Here is a 19,622-nt window from a genome sequence, read left to right as displayed (position 1 = left end):
GGATTTTGCATTTTACTTGGTATTTTTGTTAGACTATGAAAGAAGAAAAGGTAATTCTGGTTAATGAAAATGACGAACAAATTGGGTTGATGCCCAAGTTGGAAGCACATGAAAAAGCATTGCTGCACCGTGCGTTTTCGGTTTTTGTTTTTAACGAACAAGATGAATTGATGTTGCAACAAAGAGCTTGGGATAAGTACCATTCTCCCGGACTTTGGACGAACACTTGCTGCAGTCACCAACGGGAAGGTGAAACCAATATAGAAGCGGGTAAAAGACGATTGCAAGAAGAAATGGGTTTTGTTGTTGACCTGCAAGAATCCATTTCATTTATATATAAAGCCCCTTTTGATAACGGTCTCACAGAGCACGAATACGACCATATATTGTTGGGCAAATACAACGGCGAACCTGCAATTAACCCTGATGAAGTGGCCAATTGGAAATGGATGCCCTTAGAGGCTGTAAAAGATGATATTTCTTCGAATCCTGATTTATATACGGCTTGGTTTAAGGTGATTTTTGATAAATTCTACCAACACATAAATATCAAGTTATGAAGGTAAAAGTTAGTAGAAAAGCGCATTTTAACGCGGCGCACAGATTGTTCAGAAAAGATTGGAGTAGTCAAAAAAATGAAGAGATTTTTGGAAAGTGCAACAATCCTAACTTTCATGGCCATAATTATGAGCTCATCGTATCGGTAATAGGGGAGATTGATGAAGAAACGGGTTATGTTATTGACATGAAAATTCTAAAGGATATTATAAGGGAAGAAGTTGAAGATGCCTTTGATCATAAAAACTTAAATCTTGAAGTTCCGGAATTCAAAACTTTAAACCCTACTGCCGAAAATATTGCCGTTGTTATTTACAATAAAATTAAGCCTAAGCTAGACTCTAAACTGGAACTGGAAATAACGCTTTACGAAACACCTCGAAATTTTGTTACCTTTTCAGGTTAATAATTTAAAATAAATAAAATTATGTCAAGTAATTTATACCCGCTTAAGTTTCATCCTATTTTAAAGGATAAAATTTGGGGAGGGCAAAAATTAAAAACTATTCTTAATAAAAAATCAGATTTATCAAATATTGGAGAAAGTTGGGAAATTAGCGATGTGGAAGGCGATACTTCAATTGTTAGTAACGGCAATTTAGCCGGGCAATCGCTAAAAGACCTTTTAAAATCATTAAAGGCCGATTTGATTGGTAATAAAAACTATGAGGTTTTTGGGAACAAGTTTCCCCTGCTTATAAAGTTTATTGATGCCAAACAAGATTTGTCCATTCAATTGCATCCAAATGATGAGTTGGCTGCAAAACGCCATAATTCGTTTGGAAAAACTGAGATGTGGTACGTTTTTCAAGCCGATGAAAATGCTAATTTAATTGTTGGATTCAACCAAGAAGTAACTCCAGAGAAGTACTTAAAACACTTAGCAAATAAAACTTTAACCGAAATTTTGAATTTTGATAAAGTTAAAACTGGTGATACTTATTTCATCGAAGTAGGGCGTGTACATGCCATAGGGGCAGGGGTAATGGTTGCAGAAATACAACAGACCAGCGATATTACCTACCGTGTTTATGATTGGGATAGAGTGGACGACCAGGGTACTAAACGCGAGTTGCATAACGATTTAGCCATTGATGCGATTGACTTTAATATGCCAGATAATTTTAGGGTTGATTATTCAAAAGAAAAAAACCAGTCCAATATGATGGTGAGCTGCCCTTATTTTAAAACGAGCTATCTGGAAGTGTCCAAAACTTTAAAAAAGCTGAATGATAAAGACTCGTTTTTCATTTATATGTGTGTTGATGGTGACGCAAAAATCACCGCCAATGGTTTTACCGAAAGCTTCATAAAAGGAGAAACCATATTACTTCCTTCGGGAATAAAAAACTTTGAAATAAGCGCTGAATACGCCAAACTACTAGAGGTTTATGTTTAGCAATATGGGCATAGTTATTAAAAAACTATTCCTAGAATTCTGGAACTAAATACCAAAATATTAGCTATTTTTGTTCAAAATTAAAATTATTAAGACATGGCAAACGTTAGAGATTTAAAAAAGGATATAAATTACGTTCTAGGTGATATTATAGAGGCAGTGTATGTTTGGGAATATTCAAACACAGATAAAGATACTAAAAAGAGCGAGGCTATTATTGATGAAGCCATTGAAACTTTTGACGAACTTATTGCAAAAGTGAATGCTAAAAATGTGGAGAATCCCAAAGGCCATTTTAATGCCATTAAAGATGAGCTAGAAGAAAAAGGCAAAGCATTAATTGAAAAAATTAATAATCTTGGATAATTTTTTTAGCGGATTTGTTGCAGATATTATTTTTGAGATTATATTTGCAGCCGTTAAATAAGCCGATGTAGCTCAGTTGGCTAGAGCAGCTGATTTGTAATCAGCAGGTCGTGGGTTCGAGCCCCTCCATCGGCTCAGAAAAAGAAAAAAAGACCTTTCAAATTTGAAAGGTCTTTTTTATGTGTATTCCTGATATATAGTCTATTCTATATTTTCGTTTATTTTTATTTGTTCAATAAACTCATTTAATTCTTTCCCGTACTTTGACTCTTTAATTTTTGGTGTCAACGATTTGTTTATGGTGTCCAAGAAATTAAATTTTGCATCGTAGATTTCCGTCAACGCCAAATATGGAGCCACCTCGCTATCACCATGACTAATGGCAAAATTAATGGTATAAAGATATTTTCGCTTTAAAATATTTTTGGATTCTTTTTCCAAAGAATCAATTTTAACGGAGTCTCCATCTCTTTGCGCATCAAAAGTTTCCTTTATCAAATCTAGTTTTCTATCATTAATTTTAGAAATAATCGATTGGTATTCCTCTAAAGTTTTTTGTTGTGCCGAACCACTAATTTTGGCATCATAAACAAAGTTTTTTAAGGTTGTGTTTATTTCGGTAATTCCTTTATCCGCAAAAAAGGAAATTCTATCTTCAACAGTACTGTTTTTATCCAAGTATAAAAAGAAAACTTCAGGTGATTCAATGGGGCTATGCAATTCAAAACTAGGATTGCCATTAATCACAATGGAATCAATAGTAACTAAGTTCGTGTCTATTGTTTTCTTTAGGTAAACGGTTCCTTTTTTTAAATCTTTGATGTTTACTTTTACCGTTAAATCATTTTGATTATTGCTACAGCCAATAATAAAAAGGGCAAGTAATAAAATTGAAATTCTTTGCATGAAGTGATTTGTTTTTTGACGGAGCAAATATCCTATAATTATATTTTAAATACTAGTTGGCATAAAACTATTTTTAATTGTTAATTAAATCTTAAAACAAAAATTTATGGCACAGTTTGGCACAAGTATTGCTTTATAATAATCGAATTCATTCAAGTAGTTAGTTTATTGAGTGGTTACTTTAAACTGAAGAATTGTAATTCATATTTTGGTTGGTTAGTTAGTAAAGAAGCACTCTTTTTTGGGTGCTTCTTTAATTTTAAAATGCTTCGTTTTTTGGTTTTTAGTCATTGAAAGAATATGTATTTCATCGATTATAAGTATATTTTCATCTTAAAATGTTAAAATTTAGTGTATTTAATCGATTTTTAGTGTATTTTATCGTTAGTTAATATTTAATAGTTATATCTTTGGAGTGTACTAAATAACACACTTTTTAGTTCAATGGATTAATTAATTAATATTTGCATTATGTTGTTGATAAGGAGACCCCAAATCTGACATCATAATATTAAAAAGCAAATTGAAAGGAAACCGGGTTTGAGGGAACCCGGTTTTTTTATGCAATAATTCGAAAGGTCAGATTAATCCGTTTTCCGATATCTTTTTGGGTTTTCGGTATTTGGTGCAGCCAGTTATGTTGCGTTTCACCTTTCATTAATAAAAGGCTGCCATGCTGTAAAACGAGTTTGGCTTTCAAAAATTTATCTTTTTTATGTTTTAGATGAAAAATGCGCTCGGTCCCAAAAGATATTGAGGCAATAACCGGGTTTTTACCAAGTTCTTTTTCATCATCCGCATGCCAACCGTTGCTATCTTTTCCAGAACGGTACAAATTTGCCAAACAGCTGGTAAATTCTATTTTTAATTCTTCATCAATCATGTTCTTGATTGCAAGCAATTCGCCTTCAAAAGGCAAAGGCTTCATTTTTATATTACTGTAGGTGTAGCTATTGTTGTTGGTTGCATAAAAAGCGGTAAGTCTTGGCTGTTCAAATGTTTTACCAAAAATAGTAATGTTGTCCTGTCTCCATTCGATATCCTTTAAAAGCTTATTGAAAAAATCATCAGCTTCATTATTATTGAAGAAATTTGGATAATAGATAACATCGGCATCTTTCAATTCTAAATTTATGCATGGGTTTAGCCTCATTCTCTTTTATTTTCTAATTTAGCATAATCCATAAATAAAATGAAGCACACTTTTCTTTTTTTATTCTTGTTGCTGGGTTTGAATTCCATTGCGCAATTGCCCGAAGGCTTTGTTTACGTGGAAGATAGTATTCCTGATTTAGACGTAGAATTACGTTACTACGGTTCAAATAATTTTATAGGAAAGCCAATAGATGGGTATGAAACTGACAAGCTTATTCTTACCGTTGAAGCTACTATGGCCTTGAAGAAAGTGCATATGGCCTTGCAAGACCAAAATCTGTGTTTAAAAGTTTATGACGGCTATAGGCCACAGCGTGCCGTAAACCATTTTATTCACTGGGCTAGGGATTTTAATGATACCTTAAATAAACAAAAATTTTACCCTGATGTTAATAAGAGTGATTTGTTTAAGGAAGAATACATAGCAACTAGATCTGGCCATAGCAAAGGCAGCACTGTAGATTTAACCATAATTGATGGAAATACAGGAGAACCATTGGATATGGGCAGTGAGTATGATTTTTTTGGGGAACAATCTTGGGTTGAATATAATGGCATTTCCGAAAAACAAAGGGCCAATAGGCAATTGTTGCAAAAAATAATGCTGCAACATGGTTTTAGGAATTATCCTAAGGAGTGGTGGCATTTCACGTTGCGATGGGAACCGTTTCCGAACACCTACTTTGATTTTCCTATTGTACCAAAACCTATTTAGATTCTGGTAAGTTTTTCAATAATTGTTTTATGTTTTGGGAATTTACTAATCAATGTATTTCTTTCTGCTAATTTAAAATCCTTAAAATCGAAACCAGGGGAGACCGTGCATCCTAGAAGTGAATAAGAATCTTTATTGGTAACTTCCGCCGCAAACCAATCTTTAGCTTTAACAACAAATTGCGGAATTTCATTTTTTTCTAAATTATTTCCAATAATCACCGAGCTATAAGCGCCTTCCGAAGAAATGATGTGCAACTTTATTGAAGAGCCTTTATAAAAGTGCCAAATTTCATCTTGTTTAATCTTGTGGAAAGCAGAAAACGTATCCGAAGTCAATAAGAAATAGATACAAGTAGAAAAGTTTCTGTTTTCTGTGAAGTCAGAACCCAGATTTTCCGGAGTTATTTCACCAGAACTTCTGTATGTTTCTTTAAAATATCCCCCCTCTGGGTGATGTTGCATGTTTAGTTGTTCAGCTATTTTTTTTGCCTCCTCCATTAAAAATAGTGTTTAGTACCAGCGTTTCTTTTTCTTTTTGGAAGCTTCGCTTTTTCTACCTTTTTTATGTTTGCTTCCCGTTTTTTTTGATTTATGGACTATCGGTTTTGCTTTTGGATCTAGCGGATAAGGGTGGTCATCCACCACATCTATTTGAAGCTGAATAAGTTGTTGGATGGTTTGCACATAACTTTTTTCGTCGGCAGAACATAATGAGTATGCCTTTCCGGAATTTCCTGCTCTGGCCGTTCGACCTATTCTATGTACATAAGTTTCGGGTACATTGGGCAAATCAAAATTTATTACGGCATCCAAATCATCAATATCAATGCCCCGTGCGGCCACATCGGTAGCGATTAAAATATTGGTTTCCCCATTTTTAAACTGATTCAAAGCCTCCTGCCTTGCCGTCTGACTTTTATCACCATGCAGTGTGTTTACTTTATAGCCATTTTTTAGAAGTGTCTGCTCTAATTTATCCACGCCAAACTTGGTTCGTCTAAAAATGATGATATGCCCTTTAATGGTGTTGCGCAATAAGTGCAAACACAGTTCCATTTTATTTCGCTTCGGAACATAAAAAAGCAATTGATTAACATCTTTTGAGGTTGACGCGTTTTGTGCCACTTCAATACGCTCTGGGTCTTTTAAAATGGTATTTGCCAAAAATTCCACTTTGTGAGGAATGGTAGCCGAAAACAGAAGCGTTTGTTTTTCCTTGGGGCACAAACGTTCAATTTTTCTAACGTCATCAATAAAGCCCATATCTAACATGAGGTCGGCTTCGTCCAGCACCAGAATTTCCACATAATCAAGATTTACAACGTCTTGTTTATGCAAATCGAGCAATCGGCCGGGAGTGGCAATTAAAATATCAACACCTTTTTTCAGTACATCCTTTTGTGGTTCGATTGATGTGCCACCATAAACCACGGTAGACCTCAGGTTGGTGTATGTACTATATGTTTTAAAATTTTCGTAAATCTGTAAGGCCAGTTCCCGAGTTGGGCTAACAATAAGGGCTTTTATTTTTTTTCCGTTTTTTGGGGCGTCTTGTTCGTTAATCAATAACTGAAGGATAGGAAGTGCAAATGCAGCGGTTTTGCCCGTTCCGGTTTGTGCGGAAACAATAAGGTCTTTTTTATTTAAAACCAGAGGAATGGTTTTTTCTTGAACCAATGTGGGGTTATCGTAACCAGCTTCTGCCACAGCCCTTAAAATAGGTCTGTTTAATTGTAAGTCTTTAAAGGACATTTAAAATGTTTTGCCGCAAAGATAACCCAATTTTAAGAGAGGATTTTTTTTATTTTCATGGCATTCCAGGTATTGTCCACATGAAGAAGTTTGGCGGGCTTTAAACGGTAATCGCCTAAAAAATCCCAATCGAACTCTTTGTGCAGATTGCCTATTTCGCTTAAGGTAGTTTCGTTGGGATAAAATACCCAAAGTACCGAAGAATCCATAAGCCTAGGAAACAGTGTAAGCATCTGCTCCATAAATTCATTTTTGCTTTCGGTGAACACAATGGCACATTCTACACAAGAGGTGATGACCAAAGATTCATTGTGCTCTATTTTGGCGAATATTTCCTCAAAATTGTCCGGAACATTCAAAATATAAATGTCTTTAAACTTTTTGAGTTTTAATTTTGTAGTGAGGGTTTGCATATTCTAAAGATACAAAAAAAATGATTTTAAAAGGGCGACAAATTGCGGTGGAAAATGAAAAAATCTATTTTAAAAAGCTCATAAATTCTTTTCGTGCACGTTCGGGTAGAGCATTGTTTTTTGCTGCCAGGTTTAGTAAGTCTTTATCTTTGTTTTTCGCAAAAATTAAATGATACAATTGCGCCGTTGTTAGGCTGTTTTCAGGTCTTTCAGTAAGCGTAAATTTGTCGCCAGGTTTTACAAAGCCTTCTTCCAAAACCCGAATATAGGTACCCGGGTGGCCGCATACTATAAATTTTTTTAAAATGTTTTGGTTGCCAAATTTCGCACCCAATTTAAAACAGGGTTCGCGTGGTTGGGTTATTTGCACTTTGGCTTCTCCTACTTTATAAATATCGCCAACAAAAATCTGTGTTTCGTCCAAGCCTGAAACAGTTAGGTTTTCGCCAAACATGCCCCAATTCCAATCTAAATTGGGGTAAAGGTTTTTCCAATAGCCGTAATAATCTTCAGAAAACAAATAACAGGCCTTAAACTCGCCACCATGGTATTTTCTATCGGTCACTTCATCATCTTTTACATCATTTTTGCCCAAAAAAATAGGGGCATTGGTTGGGGTTTTGTAAATACCGGTAACCACTTCTTTTTTTCTCCAAATAATGGTTTTGGGTTGTGCTATGTTGGTTGAGGTGATTTGCATGGAGTTCGTTTAATGCGATGATATGCGCCGTTTTAATGACTTATATCAGTCGTTAAACGAAGGTAGTTGAAATTTTTTACAAAGTCAATATTCTACGTTTCGGTTTTAAAAAAAATTAAGCAACCGTTTCCAACCCACCCGGGAAAGGTCTATAGACGTAGTATTGCAGCACTTCCTCAATGGCCAGTTTTAAGGCTTTGTTTATGGGTACAATCATGTTTCCCAACTTAAAATCTATTTGTGCCAACTGCATGTAGTAGTCTGTAAACATGGGTACATACAGGCCGTTGTTAATGGCCTCCACGGTATCTTGGTAAATACCCTGTTGGTTTTCTTTAATGATTTTGCAAGTAACCAAACGCTCTTTACCGTATTTATCCCTTGACGCTGCGTATCCAAAAAGCCTGCATATTAGTCCACGATATTTATAGTTGCTGCATTGCCCCGAAGCATAATCAACTATGTTTAATGGATTGTAAATGTGGCAAATGCTCGGGTTTTGTTTGCTCTGCAATTCTTTAAGTGTGGTTTCGGCCTTTCCAGTCAAAAACAGATGAAATGCCAATGGTAAAAACTCCAATGGCGAAGCTTCCATAGTGGGGTTGTTGCAGCATTGGCCACAGCCCGATATGCATTGCAATTTTGTTTTATTTTGAAATGTAAAGATTTTTGAATCAAGTTGCTCGAATAGACCTTCTATCAACTTTACTTTTCGCTCTATGGACATAAATGACGCCTCGATATTTTTCGCGAATGTAATTTATTTTTCGATTGGTTGTTATGCTGTCGATTTCTTTTTTTTAGAAAAAATTAAAATATAAGCAATTGGGGTTTAGTGGTTTATGTCTTCATGAATTCGGCCAATGTTTCTTTTGTTATTAGGATGAAATCAGTGATTCTGTAATGTCTTTTAAATTCAAATGCTTTAGTTTTCGGGCATTATGGTGAAACTAAAATTATAAACTTGATTAGCGTAATACATGTACTTGGGGTGTGGTTTTGCACCCCAACTGTTGTCACCACCAACGCCCATCATTTTATGGTCAATATGAAGTTCAACAAAATCTTTTTCGGTAATATCTGCTGTTGTTCTTAGTAATTTTTGTTTTCCGGGGTCAAAATCGGAAGTGCTATTATGCAATGCATTAAACTCCAAAACTTCTTTATTCGCAATAATTTTTAGGCCCAATCCGTATTGATTTTTTAAACTCAGCCAACGTACATCCGATTTATGCCCATTTTCCTGTGGTCGGTTGTATGCCACATATTGGTCGGCAACTTTAGAGTTGTAAAGTCCAACAAAAGCTGCTGTGTTCCGGTCTATGTAATTTTCCCATGGCCCTCGACCGTAGTAGCTTAAGTTATCAAATTCTTTGGGGAGCTGAAGTTTTAAACCAATTCTCGGAATTTCAGGTAAATCCTCTTTTTTCGCTTCAAAGCTATAATTGACATCTATTTGTCCATTTCCTTTTATGGTATAAGCAATGGAAACATTGCCATCAATTTTTGGGATGTGGAACGTTGTGCTCACCATAACCTCTGATTTTGATATCTTTTTGGTTTCAACATCCTTCAAAACAAATTCATGGGCGGCTTGCTTCCAAATTTCAGCACGTTCCTGAAGCTTGTTTCCAAAATCGTTGTCGGTGGGGGCTCTCCAAAAATCCAATGCCAAAGGTGTTTTTATCAATTCGTAGCCATTGAGCATGTATGAAGTTAACATTCCCGTTTGTTTAGAAATACTAGCGTTAAATGTATTCCCAGAGATGATTATTTTGTTTTCATCTTCTGATGAACTGATAGGAGCAGAACTTTCCAATTTATTTGCGGCTGGTACAAATTCATTTAACCCAAACTGTTCTGAGGCTACGATATGGCCGTACGGAATGAAATAATTGAAATCGTTTTGAACGGCATAAAGATTTAGAAAGTATTCTTTATTGTTGTCGGGCAACGAAAATTCTATGGTAAACTCTTTTTCAGATTGCGGTGCAATGCCCACGGGCTTAAGTTCCCCAGAATTGGCAACGGTACCATAGGCTAAAAGTTCCCATTTAACCATGTAGCCATCCAAATTTGTAAAGAAATTATCATTTTTTATACTTATCAGTCCTTTTGAGGCATCAATATTTTTGAACTTAATATTTTGGTAAACCTTTTTTATCTCAAATAGCGCAGGGTGTGGCTTTAGGTCAGGGTCAACAATACCGTTTAAACAAAAGTTGCCATCGTGGTGCACACCCTCAGGCTCAAAATGACCGCCATAAGCCCAGAATTTTTTACCATGTTCATCGTATTTGGCCAAACCTTGATCCATCCAATCCCATATAAAACCACCTTGCAGTTGTGGATGTGAATAAACCAAGTCCCAATACTCCTGAAAATTGCCATTGCTATTGCCCATGGCATGTGAATATTCACACCAAATAAAAGGGCGTTCTTTATCTGTTTCCAACCATCTGTTTTTTATATATTCAATCTCCGCATACATAAAGCCTTGGATATCTGTGTGCCGTTCTTTTAAATCGGTCATTCTTTCGGCGCGTTCATAATGTACCGGGCGGCTGGTATCCAATTTTTTTATGGCGTTATAGCCCGCTAAAAAGTTTGGTCCTGTGCCGGCTTCGTTTCCCATGCTCCAAACAATAACCGATGGATGGTTTTTATCTCTTTCAACCATATTGACTATTCGTTCTTCATGCGCTGCTTTCCAAGCAGGATTGTTGGCCAACGTATGTTTTGGTTCGTACCCCATACCATGCGACTCGATATTGGCTTCATCATAAACATATAGTCCGTACTCATCGCAGAGCCTATACCAAGTAGGGTCATTTGGGTAATGGGATGTTCTAACGGCATTAATGTTAAATAGCTTCATCGTTTTGATGTCGGCTATCATGTCCTGTTCGTTTACCACATGTCCGTGATAAGGATTGTGTTCATGCCTATTTACGCCTTTCAAAAGAATAGGTTTGCCATTTACTAAGAGTTGCCCACCTTTAATTTCTGAAGTTCTAAACCCGATTTTAATGGCGGTAGCTTCTATCAATTCTCCTTTCTTGTTATTCAGGCTTAAAACTAGTTTGTATAAGTTGGGAGTTTCGGTAGACCATTTTTTAACGTTGGTAATTTCAGCACTGAAATTAATCTTTTTGGTGCCTTTACCCAGTTCGAAAGAAGATTGGTTGCCATCAATTTGATTCCCTAAATCATCTAATATTTGATAGGCAATAGAATATTTTCCTTTCTTTTTCTGGGTGTTTTTTATATCAACCTCTAGATTAAATATGCCGTTTTCGTAGTTTTTGGCAAGTGATGCAATTGCAAAGAAATCATTAATGTGTGTTTTGGGCCTGGCCAATAAAATAACATCTCTTTGAATACCAGATAAGCGCCAAAAATCTTGGTCTTCTAGGTAGCTTCCATCAGTAAATTGGAATACTTGTACGGCAACTTTGTTTTTTCCAGCTTTTAAGTAAGGTGTTATATTAAACTCTGAAGGCAACTTAGAATCTTGACTGTAACCAACTTTTTCGCCATTCACCCAGATGTAGTACCCCGATTTCACTGAACCAAATTGGATATAGATTTCACGGTTGTTCCATGTTTCAGGTAAATTAAAGTAGGTAATATAGGACCCAACTGGATTTTGAGCTTCATTTATAAATGGTGGATTTCTATCAAAAGGATAATCTGCATTGGTATAATTGGGATAACCGTACCCGTACATTTCCCAGTTTCCTGGCACAGGAATTTCATCCCAAGTGCTATCATCATAATTGACCTTATAAAAATCCAGATTCCTTTCTGACGCTTTAGATGCATATTGGAATTTCCATTTCCCATTTAAAAACTGAATATACTCTTCTTCCTTAGGGGCACTTTTCATTGCGCTCTCATGAGTGGAATAAGGGTAAAATGATGCATGGGCATTTTCTCTGTTCTGTTTGAAGATTTCTGGGTTTTCCCAATCATTTTGGCCAATAATGTTTTGAGATAGAAAGAATAAAAGGAAAAGGATTTTTAATGATTTCATGTGGTAATTCTGAATTTTGTTTAAATGTACTATAATCTTGCGCCAAAAAAAACCGCTTTGTGAAAACAAAGCGGTTTAATACATTCTTAATAAATATAGAAATGGATTTATCTGATGGTTTTATTTATTAAAAATGTATTTAAAGCCAACCATAACCAAATCGGTCGTCATGTCATAAGATACGTTACTTCCTGGAATAGCTCCATAAGGTGGGTAATTTTGAATAAGACTAGGGTCAGGGTTCAGTATTTGTCCTGATGTTTTACCGCCGCTGTCACCATGATGGTACATGGCATTTAATGAAAAACGCTCACTTGCTTCGTAGGTTAAACCAAATTGAAAGGCATTTTTTATAATGGCTGTTGCCGGAATGTTGAAGAATGCCACGTCTTCATTTATAGGATTTGAGCTATAAGTATAACCTAGGCGAAGTGGTAGTTTGTCAATACCCTTGTACTGAACACCGACTGAAATAATATCTATATTTTCCCAACCAAATCCTTTTACTGAGTAAGTTTGTGTCCATCCTGTTGTAGAGAAGCCATCGGTGTTTTCATAATCTACCAAACGGTAATCTATAGCTATATCAAAATCAGATTTAGAATAGCCCAATCCTATAGAATAAATAGCTGGATAATCCATATTAAATGAATTGCTGGCTGTTGAATTATCTAAATAAACATTTTTAAATTCAAAATCATTGAAATATTGTGTTGTTTTATAAGAAGCACCAGCTTTAAAGCCAGTTTTGCTATCATAAAATAAGCCTATTTGTGCCCCAATTCCTGTTGCTGTGGCTTTATCGGTAGACGGATAGCCAGACCCGTTAGGATTTGCAGTAGGGTTTGGCATGAGTTCTAAGGATGCAAAGTTGAATGTAGGTTGAACGCCTACTGAAAACTTATCGCTTATTTCATAGGCATAGGTAAGCCCAATTTGAAGGAGCATATAATCTGATTCAATTCTGCCAAATCCTTGATTACTTTGGGGCATGTTAATGGGGTTGGTCATACTTTCTGGGAAGGTAACACCAAAGCCACTGATGCCAAAAGCGGAAAAACCAAAAGTGTGTTTACTGCCTTCTTTGCCCCAAACAAAAGCTAAGGCAGGCATTGGAGAAATACCTCTGTCGTCTTCTGTCACTCCAGAAACCGATGTTCCTGGTTGCTGACCTGGTACCGTTGAATACAAAGTAGGAGATGAAAAGAAAAGCCCAATATCAAAATTTAATATAGTCCCATCAAATGTGGAAACAGCAGCAGGGTTCCATTGTAATGCCCCTGAAATGTCCAATGGTTGGGCTGTTGCAGCACCACCCATAGACATATTGACCGAGCCAACCCCTTGCATGATGTGTCCAGATTGAGCCAATGATGAAATAGAAAATAATAAAAACAAAAACTTTGGTACAAATGATTTCATAATGATATAATTAGTTGTATTATTTTAAGTGTGAAGTTCAAAATAACACATGGTTTTTCTACTCGAATTTGAAACCAAAAATATGGTAGCCGATGAAATATTTAAATGATATATATCATGAATTGGCTTTTAAATGCCATTATGAATAAGTAGTTCTCCTTAGGGTGAAAATAAAAACCACTTTGTGAAAACAAAGTGGTTTTTATTAATGAAATTACCCTCTTGGAGGGATTTTTTTTATTTTATCATTTCGTAGCTACGTTTGATAAAGTTGGTAAGCTCCTCACCTTTTAATAAACCTTGAGACAAGCGCGCCAAATCCAAACTTTGGTTTATTAAACGCTCTTGTTTCTTTTTGGTTTTAGTGTTTAAAATCTCGCTTACCAATTCGTGGTTTGTATTCACCACCAAGTTGTACATTTCTGGGAAATTGCCCATTCCAAACATACCGCCGCCACCTGTTTGTTGCATTTCTTTCATTCGACGCATAAACTCAGGTTGGGTAATGATAAACGGATTTGCGTTGCTATCCATAGCTTCCAATTGTACCATGAATTTTTCAGAAGGAATAACTTCTTTCAACAATTCATCCAATTGTTTCTTTTGGTCCTCATCCAATTTTGAAATGGACGTGTCGTCCTTTTTAATCAAATTGTCAATATGGTCGCCATCAACACGAGCAAACGAAACATTTTCTTTGCTAGTTTCAAGCTTTTGGATTAAATGAGAAACAATCGGCGAATCCAGCAATAATACCTCATAATCTTTGGCTTTGGCTGCTTCAATGTAACTGTGCTGTGCATCTTTGTCAGAAGCGTAAAGAATCACTAATTTATCATCTTTATCCGTTTGTTTTGCTTTTATTTTGTTGTAAAGCTCTTCGTAAGTATAGTATTTGCCATCAACCGTTGGGTAAAGCGCAAAAGCTTCTGCTTTTTCAAAGAATTTTTCTTCGGAAAGCATGCCGTATTCAATCACGATTTTAATATCGTCCCATTTCTTTTCGAAGTCCTCACGGTTGTTGTTGAACAATGATTTTAATTTATCGGCCACCTTTCTGGTGATGTATGATGAAATCTTTTTAACGGCACCATCGGCTTGCAAGTAAGAACGAGATACGTTTAACGGAATGTCTGGTGAATCTATAACACCACGAAGCATAGTTAAAAACTCGGGAACGATGCCTTCTACATTATCGGTTACGAATACTTGGTTTTGGTACAATTGAATTTTATCCTTCTGGATTTGCATGTCGTTAGATAGCTTTGGGAAGTATAAAATACCTGTTAAATTGAACGGATAATCTACATTTAAATGAATGTGGAACAGTGGCTCTTCAAATTGCATAGGGTACAATTCACGATAAAAGCTGTTGTAGTCTTCATCTTTTAAATCTGTAGGTTGCTTGGTCCACGCTGGGTTTGGGTTGTTTATGATGTTGTCAACCGTAATTTTTCTTTGAGGCTCTTTAGTTTCCTTGCCGTCTTTATCTGTGATTGTTGCAGGTTCGTGATCGGGGTCGTTTATTTCCTTTGTCCCAAATTTGATTGGAATAGGCATAAACTTGTTGTATTTCAATAAAAGTTCCCCGATTTTACTTTCTTCAAGGAAATCCTTTTCGCCTTCAGAAATGTGCAAAACAATTTCAGTACCTCTCTCTATTTTTTCAGCAGGCTCTAATGAAAACTCTGGAGAACCATCGCAGGTCCAATGTGCTGCAGGTTCATCTTTATATGATTTGGTGATGATTTCAACTTTATCTGCAACCATAAATGCAGAATAGAATCCTAAACCAAAGTGACCAATAATACCGGTGTCTTTACCAGAATCTTTGTATTTATCCAAAAACTCTTCAGCGCCAGAGAACGCAATTTGGTTGATGTATTTTTCAACCTCTTCTGCTGTCATACCCACACCTTGGTCTATAATGTGAAGTTTTTTTCCTTTTTTATCTATTTTAACTTCAATTTTTGGGTTGCCATATTCAACCTTTGCTTCACCAATGCTAGTTAAATGTTTTAATTTAAGCGTTGCATCGGTAGCATTACTGATCAACTCACGTAAAAAGATTTCGTGGTCGCTATACAAGAATTTTTTAATGAGTGGAAAGATATTCTCTACCGATACATTAATGTTTCCTTTTGTCATGATTTATAATGTTTTATTGTTGTTTATGATATGCTCCTCTTAAGGCAACAAAAATGCCAATTAATTAAAGGTGACAAACTGGCATTAAAAAAGCCATTTTGGTTTAAAAATGGCTTTTCTCGTTGATTTTGAATGATAATTTATTCTGAATCTGACTCTAAATCTTCAGAGGGTTTTAGGTACTTTTCAAACCATTGGTCTTGTTCCCAAAGCATGTGGAGTATAGATTCTTTGGCGGCATAACCATGGCTTTCCTTGGGCAACATAACCAGTCTAACAGGTGCACCCAAACCTTTTAGAGCATTAAAATAGCGTTCACTTTGCAGTGGGTAAGTGCCAGAATTATTGTCGGCTTCACCATGTATTAATAGTAAAGGTGTTTTCATGGTGTCGGCATGCATAAATGGTGACATATTGTAATAAACCTCTGGGGCTTCCCAATAATTGCGCTCCTCATTTTGAAAACCAAAAGGTGTAAGGGTTCGGTTGTAGGCGCCACTTCTGGCAACACCTGCTGCAAATAAATTGGAATGCGAAAGTAAATTGGCGGTCATAAATGCACCATACGAATGCCCACCAACAGCAACTCTTTCTCTGTCTATATAACCTAGATTATCTAAGGCGTCAATACCCGCTTTGGCGTTTGCTACAAGCTGTTTTATGAAGGTGTCATTAGGTTCTTCGTCGCCTTCCCCAACAATAGGAAAGGATGCATCGTCTAAAACAACATAACCTTTAGTTACCCAATAAATGGGAGAACCATACCAAGGGTAGGTAAACTCGTTGGAGTTTTTTGTGTTTTGGCCTGCACTACTTTTATCTTTGAATTCCTCGGGGTATGCCCACATTATCAAGGGGTATTTTTTACCAGATTCGTAGTTTGTTGGTAAATACAATGTTCCTGATAACTCTAAACCATCTTCACGTTTGTATTTAATAATTTCCTTATGTACATCTTCAATGCCTTTAAAAGGGTTTTCAAATTGGGTCAATGGTAGTGGTGCAATACGTTTTTTTATGTTTTTGATGTAGTAGTTAGGGTATTCGTTTTTAGATTCAATCCTGACCAATATTTCACCTTTTTGCATATTCAGCGCCATTGAAATGTCTTCAAGTTTATCGGTCAGTGCCGACTGGTACAAACGTGATGTTTCCTTCGTCTTTAAATTCAAAGCATCTACAAATGGAAATTTGCCCTTGTCGCTATAACCATCACCAATTAAATAGGCATTGTCTTCAATAATATCTAAAGTGTAACGGCCAAAAGCGTTTCTTTTAGTAACAAAACGCCCAGGGTCGCTATACACTTCTTGGTAATTCCTGTCTGAAATAATTTCAGGTTTTTTATCCGTATTTGAAGGGTTGAAAACATAGGTTTTTAGGTTTCGGGTATTCCACCAATAATCATATGCAATTGCAGTGGTTTGGTTGCCCCATTCTATGTTATAAAAACGGTTGATGGTATGAAGCAAAGTTTTTGGTTTTCCATTGAAGGGCGAATCCAGCTGTAATATTTCATCCCTGAAAGGCACCTCTTTTTCGGGATCACCTTCGTCCAAAGCTTCAGCCCAAAACAGGGTAGCGGGTTTGTCGCCTCGCCAAGCTACATCACGTTTGCCTTTCCTAACCGCCATAAAACCTTGAGGCAGATCTTCAATTAAGGGCACTTCTAAAAATGTGGTTACCAAATCGGCATTTTTGTTATAGATTTTGGTTTTTGACGGAAATCTGGAATAGGGGACCAAATAGGAAAACGGTTTTTCAATAGTGGTAACCAAAACGTAGTTGCCGTCAGGTGAAAATGAAACGTCATTATACATATCGCTTTTAAGCCAAGGTGACAAATTGCCTTCTAAGTCAACCTTTTGCAATTCAGATAATACCAATTGCTCAAAATTATGCTCGTCAGTTTTATTTTTCAGTAGATCTTGATAAGTTCTATTTTGTGCTTTTAAGCCTCCTTCGCTTTCTGAAATTGTTGGTCCTGTGGGTACGGCGGTTTTAGTGTCGATTAGCTCTTTTCTATTTTTTGAAAGTGTTTTTATTAACAATGAATTATTGTCATTAAACCAATAAAACGGATTTCCAGTATTCGCATTAAGGTTGTCTTCAGTGATTTTTTTTGCACTTTTAGATTCAATATCCAATACCCAAAGTTCCACACCATTTAAGGTGGTATTCGTGAAGGCCATCATTTTTTGGTTAGAAGACCACGAAAAATTAGCCAGCCTCGGGCTGTCTGGTAAACCAGAAACATAGGATTCTTTCCCTTTTCTGCCCAATCGAACTTTTATATTGTTGAAATAGCTCTGTCTGCTGCTTATGTTGGTTTTTGGGTTAATTCTAAGCCCGCCAAGGCGCATTTCTGTTTCAGAAAGTGTTTCAATACTTTTAAATTTACTTCGGTATAAAAACACCATGTTTTCACCATGACTATCCATTCTAATTGATGGAGCCAAAGGTGCCTCTGCCAATTCTAAAATTTCTTTTGGTGGTTCCTGGTAATTTAAGTTTTCCTGGGAAGAAAGATAAAAACTGCTTAGGATAAAGCCAATAAGCACAAATTTTCTCATTTTTAAGGATTTTTTTGACGTAGCTAAATTTAGATAAATAAATAGGCTCTAGCTCCTAAAAGAAAGTTAAATAACCTATTTGTTGATTTTGAAATGAATTTAAGTTTTTAAATTATTTATAATGATTATCTTGTGTTACACAAAAATATGAGTCGACTATGTATAATTCTAAAATTATAGGTTTAGGTAAATATCTTCCGGATAACGTGGTAACCAACGATGATTTGTCCAAAATGATGGATACCAATGATGAATGGATACAGGAACGTACGGGCATTCAAGAACGCAGGTGGATAAAAGAAGGAAGTAATGACACCTCTGCGGTTATGGGGGCTAAAGCGGCGAAAATGGCTATTGAACGTTCTGGTTTAACCAAGGACGACATTGATTTTATTGTATTTGCCACCTTGAGTCCAGATTACTATTTTCCTGGTTGTGGTGTTCAAATTCAAGATATTTTGGATATGCCAACCATTGGTGCTTTAGATGTAAGAAACCAATGTTCAGGTTTTGTTTATGCCATTTCTGTGGCCGATCAGTTTATAAAAACAGGCATGTACAAAAATATATTGCTAATAGGTGCAGAATACCATAGCAACGGATTGGATAAAACAACACGAGGTAGAGGTGTGACCGTTATTTTTGGTGATGGTGCAGGAGCGTGTGTGCTTTCAAGAGAAGAAGATACAACCAAAGGCATTTTGTCCACTCATTTGCACAGTGAAGGAAAATATGCCGATAAATTGATGGTTGAAGGGCCAAGCATTGCTCATTGGGTTCCTGAAATTCTGGAAAACCCAGACGATACTTCATATTTCCCATATATGGACGGAACATTTGTTTTTAAACATGCCGTTGTTCGTTTTAGTGAAGTAATTATGGAAGGTTTAATGAAAAATGGATTGAAAAAGGAAGATATTGATATGCTCATTCCGCATCAGGCCAATTTGAGGATAGCTCAATTTATACAGAAAAAATTTAGGTTGAGGGACGACCAAGTTTTCAACAATATTATGAAATATGGAAACACCACGGCGGCCTCAGTAATTATTGCGCTTACCGAAGCTTGGGAAGAAGGTAAGATTAAACCAGGAGACAACGTGGTCTTAGCTGCTTTTGGTAGCGGATTTACTTGGGCAAGTGCTATCATTAAATGGTGTTAATTCATTCCTGAAAATCAAAAAAACAAAAAACCCGAAACTATACAGTCTCGGGTTTTTCTAGCTATTAATCAACTTCAACTAACACTAATGTGAAGAATCTTAGTATATTAGACGTGAAAAGTCCAAAATTATTGCACACAAGTTTAAGATTTAACTTTTTTTAACAGATAAAAAAAACCCGGAACCAAAAGCTCCGAGTTTTTATTATACTAATCTTTAAATACGAATTTTGAATGTGTAGATGACTAACTCTAAATAATTATTATTTCGTGTTTGGCTAGATTGTACTTACTTAAAACGTAAGTTACTGATTT

Annotated in this window: 17 protein-coding genes and 1 tRNA gene; 7 read left to right on the top strand and 11 right to left on the bottom strand. The window is 36.0% G+C overall.

Going from position 1 to position 19,622, the window contains the following annotated elements:
• Window positions 1-35: 35 nt before the first annotated feature.
• The 5 genes from idi to ACB104_RS02855 all read left to right on the top strand — a co-directional run bounded on the left by idi (window position 36) and on the right by ACB104_RS02855 (window position 2,458).
• Window positions 36-560 carry an isopentenyl-diphosphate Delta-isomerase gene (gene idi, locus ACB104_RS02875; protein WP_370476773.1) on the top strand — a complete coding sequence of 175 codons (525 nt, stop codon included), beginning with the start codon at window positions 36-38 and terminating at the stop codon, window positions 558-560.
• Window positions 557-964 (top strand): 6-pyruvoyl trahydropterin synthase family protein, encoded by a 408-nt coding sequence (locus tag ACB104_RS02870; RefSeq protein WP_370476772.1) that lies wholly within the window; start codon window positions 557-559, stop codon window positions 962-964. Before idi ends, ACB104_RS02870 begins: the two co-directional genes overlap by 4 nt.
• A gap of 21 nt (window positions 965-985) precedes the next feature.
• Window positions 986-1,957 carry a type I phosphomannose isomerase catalytic subunit gene (locus tag ACB104_RS02865; RefSeq protein ID WP_370476771.1) on the top strand — a complete coding sequence of 324 codons (972 nt, stop codon included), beginning with the start codon at window positions 986-988 and terminating at the stop codon, window positions 1,955-1,957.
• Window positions 1,958-2,053: 96 nt separating this feature from the next.
• Window positions 2,054-2,323, top strand: a complete 270-nt coding sequence (locus tag ACB104_RS02860) for a hypothetical protein (RefSeq protein WP_370476770.1) — start codon at window positions 2,054-2,056, stop codon at window positions 2,321-2,323.
• Window positions 2,324-2,384: 61 nt separating this feature from the next.
• Window positions 2,385-2,458: transfer RNA gene (locus tag ACB104_RS02855), tRNA-Thr, on the top strand.
• A 66-nt stretch (window positions 2,459-2,524) separates the two neighbouring features.
• On the opposite strand, the gene ACB104_RS02850 is transcribed toward ACB104_RS02855, so the two are convergent.
• Together ACB104_RS02850 and ACB104_RS02845 are read right to left on the bottom strand one after the other, a co-directional pair.
• Window positions 2,525-3,229 carry a DUF4369 domain-containing protein gene (locus tag ACB104_RS02850; RefSeq protein WP_370476769.1) on the bottom strand — a complete coding sequence of 235 codons (705 nt, stop codon included), beginning with the start codon at window positions 3,227-3,229 and terminating at the stop codon, window positions 2,525-2,527.
• A gap of 559 nt (window positions 3,230-3,788) precedes the next feature.
• Window positions 3,789-4,382 (bottom strand): alpha-ketoglutarate-dependent dioxygenase AlkB family protein, encoded by a 594-nt coding sequence (locus ACB104_RS02845; protein ID WP_370476768.1) that lies wholly within the window; start codon window positions 4,380-4,382, stop codon window positions 3,789-3,791.
• A 39-nt stretch (window positions 4,383-4,421) separates the two neighbouring features.
• Between ACB104_RS02845 and ACB104_RS02840 the strand changes: the two genes are divergently transcribed.
• The gene (locus tag ACB104_RS02840) at window positions 4,422-5,099 is read left to right on the top strand and encodes a M15 family metallopeptidase (RefSeq protein ID WP_370476767.1); all 678 of its coding nucleotides are present in this window, start codon (window positions 4,422-4,424) and stop codon (window positions 5,097-5,099) included.
• Here the strand turns inward: ACB104_RS02840 and ACB104_RS02835 are convergent.
• The 9 genes from ACB104_RS02835 to ACB104_RS02795 all read right to left on the bottom strand — a co-directional run bounded on the left by ACB104_RS02835 (window position 5,096) and on the right by ACB104_RS02795 (window position 18,145).
• Window positions 5,096-5,599 carry a cupin domain-containing protein gene (locus tag ACB104_RS02835; protein ID WP_370476766.1) on the bottom strand — a complete coding sequence of 168 codons (504 nt, stop codon included), beginning with the start codon at window positions 5,597-5,599 and terminating at the stop codon, window positions 5,096-5,098. The genes ACB104_RS02840 and ACB104_RS02835 overlap by 4 nt on opposite strands.
• A 12-nt stretch (window positions 5,600-5,611) precedes the next feature.
• Entirely contained in the window at window positions 5,612-6,853 is a 1,242-nt protein-coding gene (locus tag ACB104_RS02830) for a DEAD/DEAH box helicase (protein ID WP_370476765.1), read from the bottom strand.
• Window positions 6,854-6,885: 32 nt separating this feature from the next.
• Window positions 6,886-7,266, bottom strand: a complete 381-nt coding sequence (locus tag ACB104_RS02825; RefSeq protein ID WP_370476764.1) for a hypothetical protein — start codon at window positions 7,264-7,266, stop codon at window positions 6,886-6,888.
• Between the two features lie 64 nt (window positions 7,267-7,330).
• Window positions 7,331-7,966, bottom strand: coding sequence for an MOSC domain-containing protein (locus ACB104_RS02820; RefSeq protein ID WP_370476763.1), 636 nt, complete (start codon window positions 7,964-7,966; stop codon window positions 7,331-7,333).
• Between the two features lie 115 nt (window positions 7,967-8,081).
• Window positions 8,082-8,693, bottom strand: coding sequence for a YkgJ family cysteine cluster protein (locus ACB104_RS02815; protein ID WP_370476762.1), 612 nt, complete (start codon window positions 8,691-8,693; stop codon window positions 8,082-8,084).
• Window positions 8,694-8,891: 198 nt separating this feature from the next.
• Complete coding sequence (gene lacZ, locus ACB104_RS02810) at window positions 8,892-12,002, bottom strand: beta-galactosidase, LacZ type (protein WP_370476761.1); 3,111 nt, start codon at window positions 12,000-12,002, stop codon at window positions 8,892-8,894.
• 120 nt (window positions 12,003-12,122) lie between these two features.
• Complete coding sequence (locus ACB104_RS02805) at window positions 12,123-13,424, bottom strand: OmpP1/FadL family transporter (protein WP_370476760.1); 1,302 nt, start codon at window positions 13,422-13,424, stop codon at window positions 12,123-12,125.
• Between the two features lie 237 nt (window positions 13,425-13,661).
• Complete coding sequence (htpG, locus tag ACB104_RS02800) at window positions 13,662-15,572, bottom strand: molecular chaperone HtpG (RefSeq protein ID WP_370476759.1); 1,911 nt, start codon at window positions 15,570-15,572, stop codon at window positions 13,662-13,664.
• Window positions 15,573-15,712: 140 nt separating this feature from the next.
• Complete coding sequence (locus tag ACB104_RS02795) at window positions 15,713-18,145, bottom strand: alpha/beta hydrolase family protein (protein ID WP_370476758.1); 2,433 nt, start codon at window positions 18,143-18,145, stop codon at window positions 15,713-15,715.
• Between the two features lie 158 nt (window positions 18,146-18,303).
• Between ACB104_RS02795 and ACB104_RS02790 the strand changes: the two genes are divergently transcribed.
• The gene (locus ACB104_RS02790; protein ID WP_370476757.1) at window positions 18,304-19,308 is read left to right on the top strand and encodes a 3-oxoacyl-ACP synthase III family protein; all 1,005 of its coding nucleotides are present in this window, start codon (window positions 18,304-18,306) and stop codon (window positions 19,306-19,308) included.
• The last annotated feature ends 314 nt before the right edge of the window (window positions 19,309-19,622 follow it).

Origin of the sequence: Tamlana flava, assembly GCF_041287255.1 — a bacterium.
Taxonomy (GTDB): Bacteria; Bacteroidota; Bacteroidia; order Flavobacteriales; family Flavobacteriaceae; genus Tamlana; species Tamlana flava.
Note: the sequence above shows the minus strand (reverse complement) of the source record. Positions and strands in the feature narration are given on the sequence as shown.